Source organism: uncultured Streptomyces sp., from assembly GCF_947488945.1.
GTDB lineage: Bacteria > Actinomycetota > Actinomycetes > Streptomycetales > Streptomycetaceae > Streptomyces.
Genome location: NZ_CANLBS010000009.1, coordinates 170,263 through 185,591, shown reverse-complemented (window position 1 = coordinate 185,591; position 15,329 = coordinate 170,263). Strand labels below are relative to the sequence as shown.

Sequence of the window (15,329 nt, the reverse complement as noted above, 5' to 3'; positions counted from 1 at the left end):
CCCTCCGGAAGGCCCTCCCGTGAATCACCCGCGCAGCGCCGCAGAACCCGTGGCGGCCGTCGCCGCGCCCGAAGCGGCCGGCGTGCTGGAAGAGGCCGTCGAGACCCGCGGCGCCTCCGGCCGCCGCGGTGCCGCGCTGGTGCCGATCGCGCTCGTGGTCGGCGGCGTGCTCTCGGTCCAGTTCGGCTCGGCGGTCGCCGCGCTGCTGATGCCGAAGGCGGGCCCGCTCGGGGTGGTGACCCTGCGGCTCGCGGTGGCCGCGCTCGTGCTGATGGCCGTCTGCCGGCCCCGGCTGCGCGGCCACTCGCGCGCCGACTGGGGCACGGTGGTCGCCTTCGGCGTGGCGATGGGCGGCATGAACAACCTCTTCTACGAGGCCCTGCACCGCATCCCGCTCGGCATCGCCGTCACGCTGGAGGTGCTGGGGCCGCTCGCCCTCTCGGTCATCGCCTCCCGGCGCCTGGCCAGCCTGCTCTGGGCGGTGCTGGCCCTCGCGGGGGTGGCGCTGCTCGGCGGCGGGGGGTTCGACCGGCTCGACCCGGCGGGCGCGGCCTTCGCGCTCGGGGCCGGGGTGATGTGGGCGCTCTACATCGTCTTCAGCGCCCGCACCGGCCGCCGCTTCCCGCAGGCCGACGGGCTGGCGCTGGCGATGGTGGTGGCCGCTGCGCTCTCCCTGCCGCTCGGCGTCCTGGAGTCCGGTTCCAAGCTGCTCGTGCCCACCACGCTCGGCCTCGGCGCGGCCGTCGCGCTGCTCAGTTCGGTGCTGCCGTACACCCTCGAACTCATGGCGCTCCGCCGCCTGCCCGCCTCGACCTTCGCCGTGATGATGAGCCTGGAACCGGCCATCGCCGCCATGGCGGGCTTCTTCATCCTCGACCAGGCCCTCTCCACGACCGACGCCCTGGCCATCGCGCTGGTGATCGGCGCCAGCGTCGGCGCGGTGCGCGGTACCCGCCCGGCGCGGCCCGGCGGGCGGGCCCGCCGGCGCGAGGTCCGCAAGGCGCGCACCCCGGCCGAGTGAGCGGCCGGGATGGGCCCGCGCCCCCGGAGCGCCGGCCCGGAGGGCGGGCTCAGCCGTCGGCCCCCTTCCGGAGGTTCTCGGTGACGTAGGCGGCCAGGTTGTCCAGGGTCTGCCCGCCGGCCTCGATCGCGTGGTACTTCTCGACCGCCTCGTCGCGCTGCTCCCTGGTGGGGAACACCGTCAGCATCTCGACCCGGGTCGACGTCCCGTCGGACTCGAACGTCAGGACCGACTCGAAGGCGTTCGGGTCGTCGCGCTTCTCCCCGTGCAGCATCGCGATGCGTTCCGGCCGGGTGAGGCCGGTCCAGGTGATCCACTCCTGGTAGTCCGTCCCGTCCGGTCCGTGCAGCACGAAGTCCCACACCCCGCCGACCCGGAACTCGAACGCCCGCGTGGTGGTGGCGAACCCCTCCGGCCCCCACCACCGCGACAGGTGCCGGACGTCGGTGAACGCCTCGAACACCAGCTCCCGCGGGGCGTCGACGGTACGGGAGATGACGACGGTGCGGTCGGACGCCGCCGACCCTTCCTGTGCTGCCCGGTGTGCCGTGTTCATCGACTACTCCTCTTCCTTCGTCCGCTTCGTCCGCTTCAGGTCCTGCACATAGGCGTCCAGCCGGTCGAAGCTCTCGTTCCAGAACTGCTCGAAACCGCCGGTCCACTCGTGGACGGAGCGCAGTCCGCCGGCGTCGAGGCCGTAGAGGCGCTGCTTGCCCGCCTTGCGGTCGCGCACCAGCCCGACCTCCCGCAGCACCCGCAGGTGCTTGGACGCCCCCGGCTGGGTCATGCCCAGCTCCTGGGCCAGCTCGGTCACCGACCGCTCGCCCGCCCGCAGCAGGGCCAGGATGTCCCGGCGCTGCGGTTCGGCGATCGCGTTGAACACGTCCGACGTCGTCGCTGCTCGTGCCATGCGGCAATCATATTCCCATATCGGAATGTGTCAACTTCCAACGGTCCGGTGCGCCCGCCGCCCGCGTCTTCCGCCGGAAAAAAATCATGCAAGCACGCTTGCTTGTTTCTGGACCCACTGCCATGCTCCTGGGCACCACGCCATGCCCCGAGGGGAGCGCCCGTGTCCGATGCCGATGCCGTGATCGACGACCTGCGTGACGAGGGCGAGGAACTCGACGCGCTGGTCGCCGGACTGACCGACGACCGGTGGGCGGCGGCCACCCCTGCCCCCGGCTGGACGGTCGGGCACCAGATCGCCCATCTCACCTGGACCGACGAGGTCGCGCTCGCCGCCGCCACCGACCCGGACGCCTTCGCCGCCGAGGTGGGCCGGGCGCTCGCCGCCCCCGACACGTTCGTGGACACGGCCGCCGCCGCGATCCTCGACGGCGCTCGCCCTGCCGCCCTGCTGGCCCGCTGGCGGGACGGCCGCCACCGGCTCGGCGAGGCGCTGCGGTCCGCGCCGCCCGGCACCCGCCTCCCCTGGTACGGCCCGCCGATGAGCGTTCCGTCGATGGCGAGCGCCCGGCTGATGGAGACCTGGGCCCACGGCCAGGACGTCGCCGACGCCCTCGGGGCGGTCCGCGAGCCCACCGGCCGGCTGCGGCACGTCGCCCGGATCGGCTACCGGGCCCGCGACTACGCCTACCTCGTGCACGGCCTGCCCGCGCCGGGGGAGCCCTTCCGGGTGGAGCTGCGGACCGGCGGCGGAGACCTGCTCGGGTACGGCCCCGAGGACGCGGCCCAGCGGGTCACCGGCCCGCTGCTGGACTTCTGCCTGCTGGTCACCCGCCGGGCACACCGCGACGATCTCGCGCTGACCGCCGAGGGGGCGGACGCCGACCGGTGGCTGGACATCGCCCAGGCGTTCGCCGGTCCGCCGGGTCCCGGTCGCGCGCCGGGCGGGAGCGCCGCGTGACCGCCCCCGCCGCCGGGGAGCGGCCCGCGGGCACCGCCGCCCCGGCCCTCGCCGCCCCGGTCACCGCCGGCCCGGTGACCGCGCCCGAGCCGTCCGCCGGCCCGCATGTGCGGGCGGCCCGCCCCACCGTCGGGCCGCTGCGCATCGGGAACGCCTCCGGCTTCTACGGGGACCGCTTCGACGCCCTGCGCGAGATGCTGACCGGCGGCCCGCTCGACGTGCTCACCGGCGACTACCTCGCCGAACTCACCATGCTGATCCTCGGCCGCAGCCGCTTGAAGGACCCCTCGCGCGGCTACGCCACCACCTTCCTGCGCCAGCTCGAAGAAGGGCTCGGCCTCGCCCACGACCGGGGCGTGAAGATCGTCGCCAACGCGGGCGGGCTCAACCCGGCCGGGCTCGCCGACGCCGTGCGGGCGCTCGCGGCGAAGACCGGCGTCCCGGTGCGGGTGGCCCACGTGGAGGGCGACGGACTGCCGGTGCCGGAGGGGTTCCTCACCGCCAACGCCTATCTCGGCGGCGCCGGCATCGCCGCCTGCCTGCGGGCCGGCGCGGACGTCGTGGTGACCGGCCGGGTCACCGACGCGGCCCTGGTCACCGGTCCGGCCGCCGCCCACTTCGGCTGGGGGCCGGACGACCTGGACGCCCTCGCCGGAGCCGTCGTCGCCGGGCACGTGCTGGAGTGCGGCACCCAGGCCACCGGCGGCAACTACTCCTTCTTCCGCGACCACGACGTGCGCCGCCCCGGCTTCCCGCTCGCCGAGATCCACTCCGACGGCTCGAGCGTCATCACCAAGCACCCCGGCACCGGCGGGGTGGTGGACATCGGGACCGTCACCGCCCAACTGCTCTACGAGACCGGGGGAGCGAGGTACCCGGGCCCCGACGTGACCGCCCGGCTCGACACCGTACGGCTCCACCGGGACGGGCCGGACCGGGTCAGGATCTCCGGCGTGCGCGGTGAGGCCCCGCCGTCCACCCTCAAGGTCGGCCTCAACCGGCTCGGCGGCTGGCGCAACGAGGTGGTCTTCGTCCTCACCGGTCTCGACGTCGAGGCCAAGGCGGCACTGGTGCGGACGCAGTTCGCGGACGCCCTGGAGCGTGCCGACCGGCCGCCCGCCGAGGTGACCTGGGAGCTGTCCAGGACCGACCGGCCCGACGCGGAGACCGAGGAGACCGCGAGCGCCCTGCTGCGGCTGGTCGTCCGCGACCCGGACCCCGACGCGGTCGGCCGGTCGGTGTCGGGGGCGGCGATCGAACTGGCCCTCGGCAGCTATCCGGGCTTCCACGTCACCGCGCCGCCCGGCAAGGGTTCCCCCTACGGGGTCTTCGAGTCGGTGTACGTGCCCGCCAAGGAGGTCGAGCACGTGGCGGTCGCCCCCGACGGGACCCGGACCGTGCTGCCCGCCCCCGCCGTGACCCGCGACCTGGACGCCGTGGCACAGCCGCCGCTGCCGCCCCCGCCGCCCGAGGGACCGGTGCGCACCGTGCCGCTCGGCCTGGTCGCCGGGGCGCGCAGCGGCGACAAGGGCGGCGACGCCAACGTCGGCGTCTGGGTCCGCTCCGACGAGGCGTGGCGCTGGCTGGCGCACACGTTGACCGTCGACCGGTTCCGGGCGCTGCTGCCGGAGACCGCGGAGCTGGAGGTGGTCCGCCACGTGCTGCCGGGCCTGCGGGCCCTGAACTTCACCGTGACCGGTCTGCTCGGCGAAGGGGTCGCCGCACAGGCCCGGTTCGACCCGCAGGCCAAGGCGGTCGGGGAGTGGCTGCGTGCGCGCCGGCTCCCCGTACCCGTATCGCTGCTGGAACCCACCCCCGCACCGGAGGTCTCCGCATGACCGTCCTGTCCACCGGGCTCGACACCGCAGGATCCGAGTACGCCGAGCACCGGGACGTCATGCTCGGCCGGCTGGAGGCGCTGGCCGCCGAGCACGCCAAGGCGCTGGCCGGCGGCGGCGAGAAGTACGTCGCGCGCCACCGGGGGCGCGGCAAACTGCCCGCCCGGGAACGGATCGAGCTGCTGGTCGACCCGGACACCCCGTTCCTGGAGCTGTCCCCGCTCGCCGGATGGGGCAGCGACTACACGGTGGGCGCGTCGCTGGTCACCGGCATCGGGGTGGTCGAGGGGGTGGAGTGCCTGATCACCGCCAACGATCCGACCGTGCGGGGCGGCGCGTCGAACCCCTGGACGCTGAAGAAGGCGCTGCGGGCCAACGAGATCGCGTTCGCCAACCGGCTGCCCGTCATCAGCCTGGTGGAGTCCGGCGGTGCGGACCTGCCCTCGCAGAAGGAGATCTTCATCCCCGGCGGGGCGCTCTTCCGCGACCTGACCCGGCTGTCCGCCGCGGGCATCCCGACGATCGCCGTCGTCTTCGGCAACTCCACCGCCGGCGGCGCCTACGTGCCCGGGATGTCCGACCACACCGTCATGATCAAGGAGCGGTCGAAGGTGTTCCTCGGCGGGCCGCCGCTGGTGAAGATGGCGACCGGCGAGGAGAGTGACGACGAGTCGCTCGGCGGGGCCGGGATGCACGCCCGCATCTCCGGGCTGGCCGACCACTTCGCCGCCGACGAGCCCGACGCGCTGCGCCGGGCCCGCCGGATCGTCGCCCGGCTCAACTGGCGCAAGGCGCACCCCGGTCCGGGGCCGGCCGAACCCCCGAAGTACGACGAGGAGGAGTTGCTGGGCATCGTCCCCGGCGACCTGAAGGTGCCGTTCGACCCGCGCGAGGTCATCGCCCGGCTGGTGGACGGCTCGGACTTCGACGCGTTCAAGCCGCTGTACGGGACGAGCCTGGTCACCGGCTGGGCCCGGCTGCACGGCTATCCCGTCGGCATCCTCGCCAACGCGCAGGGCGTGCTGTTCAGCGAGGAGTCGCAGAAGGCCGCCCAGTTCATCCAACTGGCCAACCAGCGTGACATCCCGCTGCTCTTCCTGCACAACACCACCGGCTACATGGTCGGCAAGGAGTACGAGCAGGGCGGCATCATCAAGCACGGCGCGATGATGATCAACGCGGTCTCCAACTCGAAGGTCCCGCACCTGTCCGTGCTGATGGGCGCCTCCTACGGGGCCGGCCACTACGGCATGTGCGGCAGGGCCTACGACCCGCGGTTCCTCTTCGCCTGGCCCAGCAGCAAGTCGGCGGTCATGGGACCGCAGCAGCTCGCCGGGGTGCTCTCCCTCGTCGCCCGCGCCTCCGCCGCCGCGAAGGGCCGGCCGTACGACGACGAGGCGGACGCCGGGCTCCGCGCGCTGGTCGAGCAGCAGATCGAGGCCGAGTCGCTGCCCGCCTTCCTCTCCGGCCGGCTCTACGACGACGGGGTCATCGACCCCCGCGACACCAGGACCGTCCTCGGGATGTGCCTGTCCGCGATCCACACCGCACCGGTCGAGGGCGCCCGCGGCGGCTTCGGCATCTTCCGGATGTGAGGACGACCATGATCAGCTCCCTGCTCGTCGCCAACCGGGGCGAGATCGCCTGCCGGATCTTCCGCACCTGCCGAGCGCTCGGCATCACCGCCGTGGCCGTGTACTCCGACGCGGACGCCGGCGCCCTGCACGTCCGCGAGGCCGACCTCGCCGTACGCCTGCCGGGGTCCTCGCCCGCCGACACCTACCTCCGGGGCGACCTGCTGGTGGCCGCCGCCCGTGCCGCCGGAGCCGACGCCGTCCACCCCGGCTACGGCTTCCTCTCCGAGAACGCCGCCTTCGCCGCCGCCGTCGAGGACGCCGGACTGGTGTGGGTCGGACCGCCGGTGAAGGCCATCGAGCTGATGGCGTCCAAGACGCGCGCCAAGGAGCTGATGGCCGCCGCCGGGGTGCCGCTGCTCGCCCCGGTGGACCCGGCCGCCGCCGGGGAGGGGGACCTGCCGCTGCTGCTCAAGGCGGCGGCCGGCGGCGGCGGGCGCGGGATGCGGATCGTCCGCGACCTCGCCGAACTGCCCGCCGAGCTGCGGGCGGCCACCGCCGAGGCGGCGTCCGCGTTCGGCGACGGCGAGGTGTTCGCCGAGCCGTACGTGGAGCGGGGACGGCACGTGGAGGTGCAGATCATGGCCGACGCCCGGGGGACGGTGTGGGCGCTCGGCACCCGCGACTGCTCGCTCCAGCGCCGGCACCAGAAGGTCGTGGAGGAGGCCCCCGCGCCGGGACTCGACGACGCCCTGCGCGAGCGCCTGCACACGGCCGCCGTCGCCGCCGCCCGCGCGGTCGGCTACCGGGGCGCGGGGACCGTGGAGTTCCTGCTGTCCGCCGACGGCCGCCCGTACTTCCTGGAGATGAACACCCGGCTCCAGGTCGAACACCCCGTCACCGAGGCGGTGTTCGGGCTCGACTTGGTGGCGCTGCAACTGCAAGTCGCCGAGGGCGAGCCGCTGCCCGACGCCGGTCCGCCCGCCCCGCACGGCCACGCCGTGGAGGCCCGGCTCTACGCCGAGGACCCGGCGCGCGACTGGCGGCCGCAGACCGGCCGCGTCCACACCCTGCGGGTGCCGGACGGGCCGGGGGTGCGGCTGGACACCGGATTCGCCGACGGGGACACGGTCGGCGTGCACTACGACCCGATGCTCGCCAAGGTCGTCGCGCACGCCGCCACCCGCGCCGAGGCGGTCCGCCTGCTGGCCCGCACGCTGGAGCGCTCGACGGTCCACGGGCCGCCGACCAACCGGGAGTTGCTCGTACGCTCGCTGCGCCACCCGGACTTCGTCGCGGGCCGCCCGGACACCGGCTTCTACGACCGCCACCTGACCGCGCTGACCGCCGGGCCCGATCCGGCCGACCGGCGGCTCGCCGCGCTGGCCGCCGTGCTGGTGGGGGCGGCGGGACCGGCCGACGCCGCGCCGCCGCGCCGCTTCGGCGCCTGGCGCAACCTCCCCTCGCAGCCGCAGACCGTCCTCCTGCGCGCGGAACCCGACGGCGACGAGATCCTGTCCGCCTACCACGCCACCCGCACCGGCCCGGAGCCGCACGACCGGCCCGGCGTGCGCGTCCTCTCCCTCGCGCCGGGCCTCGCCCGCCTGGAAGTCGACGGTGTGGTACGGAAGTTCGCCGTCGCGGTCCACGGCGACCAGGTCTACGTGGACGCGACCGACGGCTCGTACGCCTTCACCGCCCTGCCCCGCTTCACGGACCCGGCCGCCCGCACCGAACCGGGCTCACTGCTCGCTCCGATGCCGGGCACCGTCGTCCGGGTCGCGGAGGGGCTGGCGGCGGGCTCGGCCGTCGAGGCGGGTCAGCCGCTGATCTGGCTGGAGGCGATGAAGATGGAGCACCGGATCGTGGCACCCGCCGCCGGCGTCCTCGCCGCGCTCCATGCCGCCCCGGGCCTACAGGTCGAGGTCGGCGCCCTGCTGGCCGTCGTCCAGGGAGCCGACTCCGGAGGCGCGGACGCCCCGGGCGCGGATACCCCGGGCGCCGACCGGGACGCCGACCGGGACGCGGGGGAGTGACCCCCGCCGCCGCGCCCGAATCTCCCGCCCGCACCAGTTCCCACCCGTCCCACCAGCCGTGTCACAGCCGAGTCATCCGTGTCATCCGTGTCGCACAGGAGGAACCGAAGCCATGAGCACCGTCCTCGAAACCGAAGAACTCCAGGCGCTCCGCAAGGCCGTCGGCGCGCTCGGCAAGCGCTACGGCCGCGCCTACGTCGACACCGTCATCGCGGAGGGGCGGCACACCGACGAACTCTGGGCCGAGGCCGGGAAGCTCGGCTACCTCGGCGTCAACCTGCCGGAGGAGTACGGCGGCGGGGGCGGCGGCATGGCCGAACTCTCCATCGTGCTGGAGGAGTTGGGTGCGGCCGGTGCCCCGCTGCTGATGATGGTGGTGTCACCGGCGATCTGCGGCACGGTCATCGCCCGGTTCGGCACCGAGGAGCAGAAGCGCCAATGGCTCCCCGGCCTCGCCGGGGGCGCGCTCACCATGGCGTTCGGCATCACCGAGCCCGACGCCGGCTCCAACTCCCACCGGATCACCACCACCGCCCGGCGGGACGGCGACGACTGGCTGCTCACCGGCCGCAAGGTCTTCGTCTCCGGGGTGGACGTCGCCGACGCCACGCTCATCGTCGGCCGCACCGAGGACGCCCGCTCCGGCAAGCTGAAGCCCTGCCTCTTCATCGTCCCGCGCGATGCCCCCGGCTTCGGCAGGTCCCCGATCGAGATGGAACTGCACGCCCCCGAGAAGCAGTTCGAGCTGGTGCTGGACGACGTCAGACTGCCCGCCGACGCCCTGGTGGGCGACGAGGACGCCGGGCTGCTCCAGCTCTTCGCCGGACTCAACCCCGAGCGGATCATGACCGCCGCGTTCGGCATCGGGATGGGCCGTTACGCGCTGGCGAAGGCCGTCGACTACGCGGGCACCCGGCAGGTGTGGAAGGCGCCCATCGGCGCGCACCAGGCCATCGCGCACCCGCTCGCCGTCGCCCACATCGAACTCGAGCTGGCCCGGCTGATGATGCAGAAGGCGGCCGCGCTGTACGACGCGGGCGACGACATCGGGGCCGGCGAGGCGGCGAACATGGCGAAGTACGCGGCCGGCGAGGCCTGTGTGAAGGCGGTCGACCAGGCCGTGCACACCCTCGGCGGCAACGGCCTCACCCGCGAGTACGGTCTCGCCTCGCTCATCACGGCCGCCCGGGTGGCCCGGATCGCCCCGGTGAGCCGGGAGATGATCCTCAACTACGTCTCCCACCAGTCGCTGGGCCTCCCGAAGTCCTACTGACCCGCGCGCCCGCCACCCGGCCCGTACGCGGCCCGCCACCCGGCCCGTACGCGGCCCGCACCCGGCCCGCACCCGGCCCGTACGCCCCACGCCGGCCCGCCCGCCGTACGCCGCCCCGCCCGCCGCACGGCCCCACGCCGTTCGTCACCCGCATCCGCGCCCGCGCCCATCCACCGCGTCGACAGGGGACCGCCATGGTGTTCCGCAGCGAGTACGAAGACGTTCCGATCCTCGACACACCCATCCACGAGGCGGTGCTCGGCCACGCCACCGAGCGGTACGGCGACACCGCCGCGCTGATCGACGGCACCAACGGCACGACCGTCAGCTACGCCCAGCTCGACACCTTCCACCGCCGGATCGCCGCCGCCCTCGCGGAGGCCGGGGTCGTCAAGGGCGACGTGCTCGCGCTGCACAGCCCCAACACCATCGCCTACCCGGCCGTCTTCTACGGCGCCACCCGCGCGGGCGCCTCCGTCACCACCGTCCATCCGCTGGCCACCGCCCAGGAGTTCGCCAAGCAGCTGACCGACTCATCGGCCCGCTGGATCGTGACCATCTCGCTGCTGCTGGACACCGCCCGCGAGGCGGCCGCGCTGGCCGGATCGGTCGAGCGGATCTTCGTCTGCGACCAGGCCGAAGGGCACCTCTCGGTGCTCGACATGCTCGGATCGACCGCCGCCGAGCCGCGCGTCGACATCGACCCCGGCGAGGACGTGGCCGCGCTGCCGTACTCCTCCGGCACCACCGGCGCCCCCAAGGGCGTCATGCTCACCCACCGCTCCATCGCCACCAACCTCGACCAGCTCCGCCCACTGGTCCCCCTCGGACCGGGCGAACGCGTCCTGGCCGTCCTGCCGTTCTTCCACATCTACGGGCTCACCGCCCTGATGAACGGCCCGCTCCGGCACGGCGCCACCGTCGTCGTACTGCCCCGCTTCGACCTCCACGAGTTCCTCGGCGCCATCCAGACCCACCGCATCACCGGCCTCTACGTGGCCCCGCCGATCGTGCTGGCGCTCGCCAAGCACCCGGCGGTGGAGGGCTACGACCTCACCTCGCTCCGCTACCTCGTCTGCGCCGCCGCCCCGCTCGACGCCGGGCTCGCCCGCGCCTGCTCCGCCCGCCTCGGCCTGCCCCCGGTCCGCCAGGCGTACGGGATGACCGAACTGTCGCCCGGTACCCACGTCGTGCCGCTGGACGCCGAGAACCCGCCGGACGGCGCGGTCGGCAAGCTCCTGCCCGGCACGGAGATGCGGATCGTGGAGCTGGACGGCTCCGGGGACGACACCGCCCCCGGAGCGGCCGGGGAGATCCTCATCCGGGGGCCGCAGGTCATGAAGGGCTACCTCGGCCGCCCCGAGGCCACCGCCGCGATGATCGACGCCGAGGGATGGGTGCACACCGGGGACGTCGGGCGGGTGGACGACGACGGCTGGCTCTTCGTCGTCGACCGGGTCAAGGAACTGATCAAGTACAAGGGCTACCAGGTCGCCCCCGCCGAACTGGAGGCGCTGCTGCTGACCCACGGGTCCGTCGCCGACGCCGCCGTCATCGGGGTCCAGGACGACGACGGCAACGAGATCCCGAAGGCGTTCGTCGTCCGGGGCGCCCCGACGGCCGGCGCCGCCCTGACCGAGGGTGAGGTGCTGGCGTACGTCGCCGAGCGGGTCGCCCCGTACAAGAAGGTGCGGCGGGTCGAGTTCGTCGACGCCGTGCCCCGGGCCACCTCCGGCAAGATCCTCCGCCGCGAACTCCGCGACCGCGACCGCGAACAGTCCCGCACCGCCCCGGAAGCGGGGGCCGAACTCCCGCCCGACACCGAGGAGTCCGCCGTATGACGCTCGCCGCACCCGTCCACGACCGGGGCGTCACCACCCTCACCCTCGACGCCCCCGCCCGCCGCAACGCCCTCTCCGGGCCGCTGGTGCGGGCGCTCGCCGGGGCGCTCGACGACTGCGCGGCCGACGACTCGGTGCGCGCGGTGGTGCTGACCCACACCGGTGGCACGTTCTGCGCGGGGGCCGACCTCACCTCCCCGCCCGAACCGGCCGCGTTCGTCGGACTGATGCGACAGATCACCGCCCTGCCCAAGCCGGTGGTCGCCCGGGTCACCGGCCACGTCCGGGCCGGGGGCCTCGGCCTGCTCGCGGCGTGCGACATCGCGGTGGCCGGCGCCGGGGCGAGCTTCGCGCTTACCGAGGCGCGCCTCGGGCTGGCCCCCGCCGTCATCTCGCTCACGCTGCTGCCGAAGGTCGACCGGACGGCCGCCGCCCGCTACTACCTGACCGGCGAACGCTTCGACGCGCGGGAGGCCGCCCGGATCTCCCTGATCACCCTGGCCGCCGAAGGCGGCGCGGACGGCTCCGACGGGGCCGCCGAGGTGGACAAGGCGCTCGAACCCGTCCTGGACGGGCTGCGGCGCTCCTCCCCGCAGGGACTGATGATGTCCAAGCGGCTGGTCACGGCTACGGTGCTGGAGAGTTTCGACCAGCACACCGAAGACCTCATCGCCCTGTCGGCCTCGCTCTTCGCGTCCGAGGAGGCCGGGGAGGGGATGAACGCCTTCCTGGAACGACGGGACCCCACATGGGTGCTGTGACACCTTCCGGACCCCCGGCCGCGAAGGCCCCCAAGCAGGACCGCAGCCGCGCCACCCGCCAACGGCTGCTCGAAGCGGCGGTCGCCTGCCTCGCCGAACACGGATGGGCGGGCTCCACCGTCTCCGTCGTCGCCGAACGCGCCGGCGTCTCGCGGGGCGCGGCCCAGCACCACTTCCCCACCCGCGAGGACCTGTTCACCGGCGCCGTCGAGTACGTCGCCGAGGAACGCTCCGCCGCCCTGCGCGCGCTGCCGGTCCAGGGCCGCGCGGAGGTGGTCGCCGCCCTGGTGGACCTCTACACCGGCCCGCTGTTCCGGGCCGCGCTCCAGCTCTGGGTCGCCGCCTCGAACGAGCCCCAGCTGCGGCCCCGCGTCACCGAACTGGAGGCCCGGGTCGGCCGCGAGACCCATCGCATCGCGGTCGGGCTGCTGCGCGCCGACGAGACCCGGCCCGGCGTCCGCGAGACGGTACAGGGCCTCCTCGACATGGCCCGCGGCCTCGGCCTCGCCAACCTCCTGACCGACGACGCCGCCCGCCGCGCCCGCGTGGTCGCCCAGTGGGCCGCCCTGCTGGACGACGCACTGGGGTGACGACCCCCGCGCGGACCGGTGGCCGGCGGCCCTGTGCCCGGCACACCCGGAGCCGGCGGACCTAGAGGTAGGCGCCCCTGGCCGAGGCGAAGTGGGCGACGGCCGCCGTCGTGCCGTCCGCCGCCACGCCCGTGATCCGGAAGTACGCCGTCACGCCGAGCGTGTTCCGGACGACCGCGTGGTACGTCCGGAGCGGGATGGAGGGGACGGCGCCCAGCAGGTCGTAGGCGCCCGTGGCGGCGTTCCAGCGCTCCACGCGGAACGTGGTGATCGCGGCGCAGGCCGCCTCGTCGGCGCAGATCCACTGCACCGTGCCGGTCCGGGAGGCCAGGACGGCGCGGTTCAGGATGCTGATCGGCCCGGTGTCCTCGTCGCGGGCGTCGGCCGGCCGGCCGTCGAGTTCGGTGGTGGTCACCGTGGGCAGGTCGGCGAAGGGCGTGGCGTTGCCCCACGGGTCGACCGGCACCACGACGAACGTCACCGTCTCGCCGTCCGCCGGACCGGCGCACAGCATCGTGTTCGGCAGGTCGCCGGCGATGCCCAGGGCCCGCGCGTCGTGGCACCCGTCGCTGTCGTAGGTGACGGTGCCGTCCGCCCTGCGCACGACGCGTGCGGCGGCGTGGGTCAGACGGCTCTCGGCCGGCGCGTCCCAGCTCAGCACGACACCGTCCCCGCGCGGGGTGGCCGTCAGGCCGGTGAGCGGGGCCGGCGGCACGCTGTCGGGCGTCACCGTCCTCGCCGCCGACAGCGGTGACACGTTGCCCGCGGCGTCGGTCACCGATACCGCGTAGGTGTAGGCGGTCCCGTCGAACGCGGGCAGTTCGTCCACGTACACGTAGCCCACCGAGGAGAGGGAGGTGAGGCGTTCGGGGTCGTCGCCGAGGGTGTCGCCGGTGGACCGGTAGACCTGGACGGTGCCGCCCGCGCGCAGCTCCGCCTCGGTGGGGGCGTCCAGGTTGATCTTCAGGGAACGGGGGGAATTGGCGAGGTGGCTCACCGCGATCACCGGGGCGGGCGGTACGACGGTGTCGACCGGGGTGACCGTGACCACGGGGCTCGACCCGGAGAGGTTGCCGGCCCGGTCGCTCACGGCCACGTAGAACTCCACGGGTCTGCCGTCGCGGCGGAGTCCGGTCGCGGTCCAGGATGTCTTCTGCACGAAGGCCACGGGCGCCCAGTCGCCGACGGCCGTCCGCCGGTAGACCTGGTAGTACGCCAGGTCCATCTCCTTGTTGGGGGCCCAGGAGAGGGCGGCCGAGTCGTGCGCCGGGTCGTACACCGCCTTCACGCCGGTGGGCGTGAGCGGAGCGATCGTGTCCACGCCCTCGCCGGTGCGGGGGGTGTAGGCGAACGTGACGGCGGCGGAGCCGGTCCAGTTGACGTAGTCGACGCGTAGGACGTGGGTGCCCTTGGGGATGGTCAGGTTGACGGTCTTGGAGACGGTGGTGGTGCCGTTCTTCCAGAGGTCGATCTTGCGTACGCCGTCGAGGTGGACGCGGATGCCGTCCTGTCCGGAGGCGGTGAAGGTGAAGGGGCCTCCGGAGCCGAAGTCGCGGGTGGTCTGCCAGCGGACGCCGAAGCCGTCCTTGCCGATCCCGGTCACGCCGGGCGTGCCGGCTCCCCAGTTCTCGTGGATCGTGCCGTCGGTGTCGGTGCGCTTGGGCGTACCGGTGAGTGTGCTGTTGGCGAAGTACTGGCGCAGGAAGACGGGGTTGCCCGTGACCGACACGTCCGCCGACCCGCCGGACGCGTTGCCGGACCTGTCGACGGCGCGCACCTCGTACAGGTGGGTGGCCGACCCGGCCGTGGAATCGGTGAACGTGGTGCCGGTGACCGTGGCGACCGGGGAGCCGAAGGAAGACTCCCCGGGGGTACGGCGGTAGACGCGGTACCCCGCGAGGTCCAGCTCCTTGTTCGCCGACCAGCGCAGGACGTTCCGCTTCGTCCCCGCGTCCCGGGCGATCGTCGCGCCGCCCGGGGTGAGCGGGGCGACCTTGTCCACGCCCTCGCCGGTGCGGGGGGTGTAGGCGAACGTGACGGCGGCGGAGCCGGTCCAGTTGACGTAGTCGACGCGCAGGGTGTGGGTGCCCTTGGGGATGGTCAGGTTGACGGTCTTGGAGACGGTGGTGGTGCCGTTCTTCCAGAGGTCGATCTTGCGTACGCCGTCGAGGTGGACGCGGATGCCGTCCTGTCCGGAGGCGGTGAAGGTGAAGGGGCCTCCGGAGCCGAAGTCGCGGGTGGTCTGCCAGCGGACGCCGAAGCCGTCCTTGCCGATCCCGGTCACGCCGGGCGTGCCGGCTCCCCAGTTCTCGCTGATCGCACCGTCGCAGTCGGTGCGCTTCGCCGCGCCCGTGAGAGCGGTGTTCGCGAAGAACTGCCGGGTGTAGGTGTTGGCCGCGCAGGCGGCCGCCGACGCCGACGGCGCGCCGACCGCGACCAGCCCGCCCGCCAGGGTGACGACCACCGCGACGGCGGCGATCGGACGGGATTGTCCGACACTGCTCACTGATTCCCCTTGAGGTGCC

12 protein-coding genes are annotated in these 15,329 nt (G+C 74.1%); 9 read left to right on the top strand and 3 right to left on the bottom strand.

Annotated features, from left to right (window positions below):
* Positions 1-19 precede the first annotated feature (19 nt).
* Complete coding sequence (locus Q0994_RS16880; RefSeq protein WP_299535301.1) at positions 20-1,021, top strand: DMT family transporter; 1,002 nt, start codon at positions 20-22, stop codon at positions 1,019-1,021.
* Between the two features lie 49 nt (positions 1,022-1,070).
* Here the strand turns inward: Q0994_RS16880 and Q0994_RS16875 are convergent, their stop codons facing one another.
* Together Q0994_RS16875 and Q0994_RS16870 are read right to left on the bottom strand one after the other, a co-directional pair.
* Positions 1,071-1,577, bottom strand: a complete 507-nt coding sequence (locus tag Q0994_RS16875) for an SRPBCC family protein (RefSeq protein ID WP_299535298.1) — start codon at positions 1,575-1,577, stop codon at positions 1,071-1,073.
* A gap of 3 nt (positions 1,578-1,580) precedes the next feature.
* Positions 1,581-1,931 carry a metalloregulator ArsR/SmtB family transcription factor gene (locus Q0994_RS16870; protein ID WP_299535296.1) on the bottom strand — a complete coding sequence of 117 codons (351 nt, stop codon included), beginning with the start codon at positions 1,929-1,931 and terminating at the stop codon, positions 1,581-1,583.
* 162 nt (positions 1,932-2,093) lie between these two features.
* On the opposite strand from Q0994_RS16870, the gene Q0994_RS16865 reads away from it, so the two are divergent.
* From Q0994_RS16865 to Q0994_RS16830, 8 genes are all read left to right on the top strand, one after another.
* Positions 2,094-2,891: a TIGR03084 family metal-binding protein gene (locus Q0994_RS16865; protein WP_299535294.1), complete on the top strand. Its 798-nt coding sequence runs from the start codon at positions 2,094-2,096 to the stop codon at positions 2,889-2,891.
* 107 nt (positions 2,892-2,998) lie between these two features.
* Positions 2,999-4,729 (top strand): acyclic terpene utilization AtuA family protein, encoded by a 1,731-nt coding sequence (locus Q0994_RS16860; protein ID WP_299535740.1) that lies wholly within the window; start codon positions 2,999-3,001, stop codon positions 4,727-4,729.
* Positions 4,726-6,324, top strand: a complete 1,599-nt coding sequence (locus Q0994_RS16855) for an acyl-CoA carboxylase subunit beta (protein WP_299535291.1) — start codon at positions 4,726-4,728, stop codon at positions 6,322-6,324. The genes Q0994_RS16860 and Q0994_RS16855 overlap by 4 nt, the downstream gene beginning before the upstream one ends.
* Positions 6,325-6,332: 8 nt before the next feature.
* Entirely contained in the window at positions 6,333-8,339 is a 2,007-nt protein-coding gene (locus Q0994_RS16850; protein ID WP_299535289.1) for a biotin carboxylase N-terminal domain-containing protein, read from the top strand.
* Between the two features lie 112 nt (positions 8,340-8,451).
* Positions 8,452-9,612 (top strand): acyl-CoA dehydrogenase family protein, encoded by a 1,161-nt coding sequence (locus Q0994_RS16845; protein WP_299535287.1) that lies wholly within the window; start codon positions 8,452-8,454, stop codon positions 9,610-9,612.
* A 194-nt stretch (positions 9,613-9,806) separates the two neighbouring features.
* Entirely contained in the window at positions 9,807-11,453 is a 1,647-nt protein-coding gene (locus Q0994_RS16840) for a 4-coumarate--CoA ligase family protein (RefSeq protein ID WP_299535284.1), read from the top strand.
* Complete coding sequence (locus tag Q0994_RS16835; RefSeq protein WP_299535281.1) at positions 11,450-12,214, top strand: enoyl-CoA hydratase family protein; 765 nt, start codon at positions 11,450-11,452, stop codon at positions 12,212-12,214. The genes Q0994_RS16840 and Q0994_RS16835 overlap by 4 nt, the downstream gene beginning before the upstream one ends.
* Positions 12,202-12,804, top strand: coding sequence for a TetR/AcrR family transcriptional regulator (locus Q0994_RS16830; RefSeq protein WP_299535279.1), 603 nt, complete (start codon positions 12,202-12,204; stop codon positions 12,802-12,804). Before Q0994_RS16835 ends, Q0994_RS16830 begins: the two co-directional genes overlap by 13 nt.
* A gap of 61 nt (positions 12,805-12,865) precedes the next feature.
* On the opposite strand, the gene Q0994_RS16825 is transcribed toward Q0994_RS16830, so the two are convergent.
* Positions 12,866-15,310: a PA14 domain-containing protein gene (locus Q0994_RS16825; protein ID WP_299535276.1), complete on the bottom strand. Its 2,445-nt coding sequence runs from the start codon at positions 15,308-15,310 to the stop codon at positions 12,866-12,868.
* Positions 15,311-15,329 lie beyond the last annotated feature (19 nt).